The sequence below is a fragment of the Turicibacter sp. T129 genome, from assembly GCF_025594975.1.
GTDB lineage: Bacteria > Bacillota_I > Bacilli_A > MOL361 > Turicibacteraceae > Turicibacter > Turicibacter bilis.
The window spans coordinates 1-5,040 of sequence record NZ_JAMQUU010000074.1; the positions used below are offsets into that span (position 1 = coordinate 1).

General features: G+C 30.0%; 6 protein-coding genes. 5 read left to right on the plus strand and 1 reads right to left on the minus strand.

The window, feature by feature from the left end; all coding sequences use genetic code 11:
• The first annotated feature begins 151 nt into the window (after positions 1-151).
• Both NEH75_RS11435 and NEH75_RS11440 read left to right on the plus strand, forming a co-directional pair.
• A complete protein-coding gene (locus tag NEH75_RS11435) occupies positions 152-352 on the plus strand; it encodes a hypothetical protein (protein WP_151922525.1) in 201 nt (66 codons plus the stop codon).
• Positions 353-456: 104 nt separating this feature from the next.
• Positions 457-1,338, plus strand: coding sequence for a hypothetical protein (locus NEH75_RS11440; protein ID WP_155085625.1), 882 nt, complete (start codon positions 457-459; stop codon positions 1,336-1,338).
• Here NEH75_RS11440 and NEH75_RS11445 read toward each other — a convergent pair whose 3' ends face one another.
• A complete protein-coding gene (locus NEH75_RS11445; protein ID WP_155062390.1) occupies positions 1,339-1,731 on the minus strand; it encodes a helix-turn-helix domain-containing protein in 393 nt (130 codons plus the stop codon). It abuts the gene before it with no gap.
• Positions 1,732-1,971: 240 nt separating this feature from the next.
• Between NEH75_RS11445 and NEH75_RS11450 the strand changes: the two genes are divergently transcribed.
• The 3 genes from NEH75_RS11450 to NEH75_RS11460 form a co-directional block, all read left to right on the plus strand.
• Positions 1,972-2,544: a hypothetical protein gene (locus tag NEH75_RS11450; protein ID WP_155062389.1), complete on the plus strand. Its 573-nt coding sequence runs from the start codon at positions 1,972-1,974 to the stop codon at positions 2,542-2,544.
• A gap of 221 nt (positions 2,545-2,765) precedes the next feature.
• Positions 2,766-2,912, plus strand: a complete 147-nt coding sequence (locus NEH75_RS11455; protein WP_155062388.1) for a hypothetical protein — start codon at positions 2,766-2,768, stop codon at positions 2,910-2,912.
• Positions 2,913-2,989: 77 nt separating this feature from the next.
• Positions 2,990-5,040: SpaA isopeptide-forming pilin-related protein (locus NEH75_RS11460; RefSeq protein ID WP_262941099.1), on the plus strand; the 2,051-nt coding region annotated here is incomplete at its 3' end.

A 5,040-nucleotide genomic window follows, 5' to 3' on the forward strand; every position in this document is an offset into this window, starting at 1 on the left:
CAGTTGACAAAGAGCCAAAAAAAGTAGCCTAGACATTACTTGGAGGTGACTAGGCTACTTAAAAAGATTGTTGAGTTAATATCAACATTTCTAGTATAATCAATTTTATACATTAATTCAATGTTAGATTTTGTAGATTAAAGGTGATAAGATGGATAAAAAAACGTTGGCGATCATTGAAGTTACCAAAATTGAAGAACTAGAATTTGCTTCTTTAATGGTACATAAGAATTTAAAGAATAGAAGTAAGGAAGAAAAAGTTTCATTAGTATATAATATTCTTGAAACATTAACTGCTGAGTTGGACATTACTCCGGATGATGTTATATGTGATGTTCTTCATAGCAAATGAGAAAAATTAAATGGTTAAATTTAAAATAAATATTATTGGTGATTTATTCTTGTAAAATAATATTTAAAATATAGTTAATTTAGGAAATTTAGGAGGAAATAAAGATGAAAAAATATAATTTAAGTATTCTATTGGCGGTTGCAACTTTATTATTTGGAGGGTGTCAACCAGTAGCACAACAAGATGAAAAATTAGATGATGTAGAAGTAACTGATTTAGTTGAAGATCAAGAGAGTGATCTTGAAGATTTAGATGATGGAGAGGAAGAATCTGAGGATTCAGAGAATGAAACTGAGTTAAAAGATGAATCACTTGAACAGGATGAATCTATAACTGAGTCAACTAATAGTACAGGAAAGACAAGTGGTAATACATCTAGCACCAATAGTTCATCAAGTAGTGCAAGATCAACAAGCAGTAATTCATCAAATAACAATTCATCAAGTAGCACTGGATCGTCAAGCAGTAATTCATCAAATAACAATTCATCAAGTAGCACTGGATCAACAAGCAGTAATTCATCAAATAACAATTCATCAAGTAATACAGGATCAACAAGCAGTAGTTCATCAAATAACAATTCATCAAGTAGCACTGGATCGTCAAGCAGTAGTTCATCAAATAACAATTCATCAAGTAGCACTGGATCATCAAATAATGGTTCTTCTTCGACACCATCAACTCCACCTGTTGTTGAGCAACCTAAACCACAAAAGCCAGTTGATATTTTAGATTGGAATTACATCAAATCAACTCTAATTGCAAAAGGAAATAGTTTAGGAATGGTTTATGAGGCATCTATGAATCGTGAATTAGATGGGTATGCGAGTCCTTGGCAATCATCTTATATGCCAGTTAATAACGAAGATGTGATTGGTTATATTGGTTATCAAATGGAGCAAGCAGCGAGTTGGGGAAGAACTTATTTCAATTTGGAAATGGTTGTTCAATCTGATGGAAATGTATTAATTTATTTAATTCGATAATTAATGTTTTTTTAATTGATTCCTACGTTGTTCAATTAGCTGAATTGTTAGTTTAATTTCATTTAATTCAAAATCACTTAAAAATGTAAGTTCTCTTGTTAAGAGACTAACATCTTCATTTTTAAAAATATCTTTTAATCTTAAGACAGCTTTTTTATTAGGCTGTTCTTTTTTTTTTCCTACGAGTTCATCTAATGAAATATTAAAAATTTCTGAAATTTTCACAAGAATATTTATATCTGGTGATCTTGTTCCAGTTTCCCAGCTAGAAATTGTAGATTTACTTACGTGCAATAAATTTCCTAATTCATATGCTTTTAAATCATTTAGTTCTCTATAATATTTTAAATTTCTAGCTAAATTCTTTTTATAGTCAATTTGGTAATTCGTCATTTTTACTTAATGCCAACTTTCTTTTATATTGTAATTATGTGATAACTCTTTTTTTTTAAAATAATAAAGACTAAAAAACAACACAAAATACCCCATCGTCGAATAAATACACATTTTGTATACTAAATGAGTTTACAAAATGTAAACTTTGTGATAAATTATGTAATATAATGCACTATGTTGTATTTTTTTGAAAGAAAAAGAATTTTATTGTCGAAAAAAGGATTGGGAGAGTTGGGCATGGATTTTTTTGAGAGAGTAGAAAAAGAACGAAAAAATATTGAGCGTGAAAAAAACAAAAAAATGAAAGAATTTGTTATAAAAAAAATGAATTTTATTATGAATATGAAGTATATTTTAGAAGAATCTTACGGTAAGAAAGTAAATAGAATTTTTAATGAGAATAATGGTTATAAAATTGAATTGGATAAATTAATTGATTATACAGATGAAGTTATAGAAATTAAAAGTAATGTAACAACAAGTAATGAAGCATCTGAAAGTCAAAGAAAATTTTCAAACAATTCTTATGAATTTAAGTTAATACTGACAGTTGATGAGAAAAAAGATTTTATTTTATGGTTTAGAGAATTTGCACATATATTTAATGAATTACAAGAAATCGAAAGAAAGTTAATTTATTATAGCTTAGTTGAAAAAGAAAATAATACATGGTTAGCATTACATACAAATTATAGTGAAAGAACAATTGCAACATTAAAGGTTAAAGCAATTAATGAATTTTACCGAAAATTAAAATTGGGTAAATTAACATATAGAGATTATTTTAAATTTAGTCATATTCAGTTTTAATAAAAAAACACATATATTGAGGAAGAGTAAGATTCCATTCTTACTCTTTTTTATTTTTGTTGTAAAAAATCGTTGTAAAAAATCGTTGTAAAAAATCGTTGTAAAAAATCGTTGCAAAAAATCGTTGCAAAAAATCGTTGCAAAAATCGTTGCAAAAATCGTTGCAAAAAATTATAGAATAAATGTGTTAATATAGTATCATGGAGAAAGGAGGTTAGATCATGACAACATTAGATGATAAGTTAGAAGCTGTCAAAACATCTTTAATCGCACATGGCGAAGGTCGATTATCAGACGAGGAATTAAAAAAACTTGCAAAAGTAATTGATCGGACACCAACCATTGAGGAAGAAGATGATGAAGAATAAAAAAAGGACTATTTTTTTACAATCAATAGTCTTTTTTTTATACAAAAAAATTAAGCAAAAGAGAGGAAAGTTAGATCATGAAAAATAAATTTTTGAATCTAACTTTAGCAATTTCACTCTTATTTCAACCATTTGTAAATACAGGGGTGGCTTATGCAGAATCAACTAATAATGAAGTGGTTGAATCTGTTGAAGATGTTAAGAATCTGAATGAGCCAACGATTGAAGATGTTGAGGAACAAGAGCCGATTGTTAAAGAAGAAGTAGCGATTGAAAATCAAAAAGTAAAAGAGATTGATAATCCACCTAAAGACGAATCACAGCTTCAGTTGATTTCAGAAGATGAATCATATGATAGTGATGATTATATTGTTGTTACTGCTGATGGATTAATGTCATTAGCAACTGCTTATGTTGGTGAGAAATATCGTATATCTAATACCGCATATGATTTTTCGAGCATTATCTCAACTTGGAAAACAACACGAGGGATACCAAAACTTTATGCTACTACTGGTGGAGTTGAGTATACCGCTTTTTGTATAGAACCTGGGATTGTTCATGAAACTGGTGGTAATATGTCGAGTGGATATAATGGATTAACATATGCTCAAAGAGAAAAGATTAATCAAATTTTAATGTATGGCTACGGCAATAATGGAGATTATTCAGATGATTCATATGTCGCAACCCAAGTGGCTATTTGGGAAGTTGTCGCAAATCAGCCCTCTTGGGGTATGATTTGGGGGCAGTTGGTACAAAAATATGATAGTCGTAATCGTTTATATTCAAATTTACTTGAAGATGTTCGATTACATGGTGTTATTCCATCTTTTATGAGTGATAATCGTTTTAACGCAAAAGAAACGACATTGACTTGGAATGGTTCTGCCTATACAACTACTTTAACGGATACTAATGGAGTATTATCGAAATATAAAGTTATATCTGATAACGGTGATGTTAAAGTTTCTCAAAGTGGAAATAAATTAACATTAACAACCACAAATCCTAATCCTAATGTGACGTTACGCTTAACGAAAAAAGCTACAACTGGTGGAAGTACGTTATATTGGGTATCATCAACAAAACAGGATTTAGTGACGGGAGGGCAAGATGACCCAGTTAATGCTTATTTAAAAATTAATGTTAATGCAATAGGAACGTATGAAATCTTGAAAAAATCGACAAGTGGAAATATTATTCAAGGTGCTAAATTCCGTATTACAGGAAACAATTACGATCAGACATTTACAACGGATTCTAATGGACGTATTAATGCCACAAATATTCCTATCGGTAAATATACTGTGACAGAAGTTTCAGTTCCAGTACCATATTTACTAGATCCAACTCCAAAAACAATCGAAGTAAAGGCTAATCAAACAACGACTGTTGAATTTGTAAATGATTATATTAAAGGTGGATTTGAGTTACTAAAATCTTCTGATGATGGTTCAGTATTAAAAAATGTTGAATTTGCTCTTTATGATGGTAATAACCAATTAATTGATACCTTAACCACAGATAGTTTAGGTCTGATTAGAAAAAGTGGACTTTTATATGGAGATTATTACTTAGTTGAAACAAGAACTTTAAATAATCATCAATTATTAACAAGTCCTATTCGTTTTAGTGTTAATCAAAATGGAACAATTATTAATTTAACTGCGGTTAATAATCGTACACGAGTTGAGTTATTAAAAGTAGATGAAAAAGGCAATCCGTTAAGTGGAGCAACGTTACAAGTTCTTAAAAAAGATGGAACGTTAGTCGAAGAATGGTTATCAAGTAATGCACCACATACAATTTTAGGGTTAGCACATGGAGAGTATATTTTACACGAAGTGTCAGCCCCAAGTGGTTATATGCTGATGAATGACGTATCATTTAAAGTGACAGATGAAGCAAAAACTGTTGTAGTCCAAGGACAAGATTTGCCAACAGTAACAGAATTATTAAAAGTAGATGAAAATGGCAATCCATTAGTGGGAGCGACATTACAAGTCTTAACGAAAGATGGAAAGTTAGTTGAAGAATGGATTTCAACGGATAAAGCACATCAAATTGTAGGATTAGCACATGGAGAATATATCTTCCACGAGGTGTCAGCCCCAAGTGGCTATAT

What these genes read in the sequence shown, in the direction of transcription:
- NEH75_RS11435 (WP_151922525.1), top strand. Translation starts at nt 152, where the DNA reads ATGGATAAAAAAACGTTGGCGATCATTGAAGTTACCAAAATTGAAGAA.
- NEH75_RS11455 (WP_155062388.1), top strand. Translation starts at nt 2,766, where the DNA reads ATGACAACATTAGATGATAAGTTAGAAGCTGTCAAAACATCTTTAATC.
- NEH75_RS11440 (WP_155085625.1), top strand. Translation starts at nt 457, where the DNA reads ATGAAAAAATATAATTTAAGTATTCTATTGGCGGTTGCAACTTTATTA.
- NEH75_RS11450 (WP_155062389.1), top strand. Translation starts at nt 1,972, where the DNA reads ATGGATTTTTTTGAGAGAGTAGAAAAAGAACGAAAAAATATTGAGCGT.
- NEH75_RS11445 (WP_155062390.1), bottom strand. Translation starts at nt 1,731, where the DNA reads ATGACGAATTACCAAATTGACTATAAAAAGAATTTAGCTAGAAATTTA.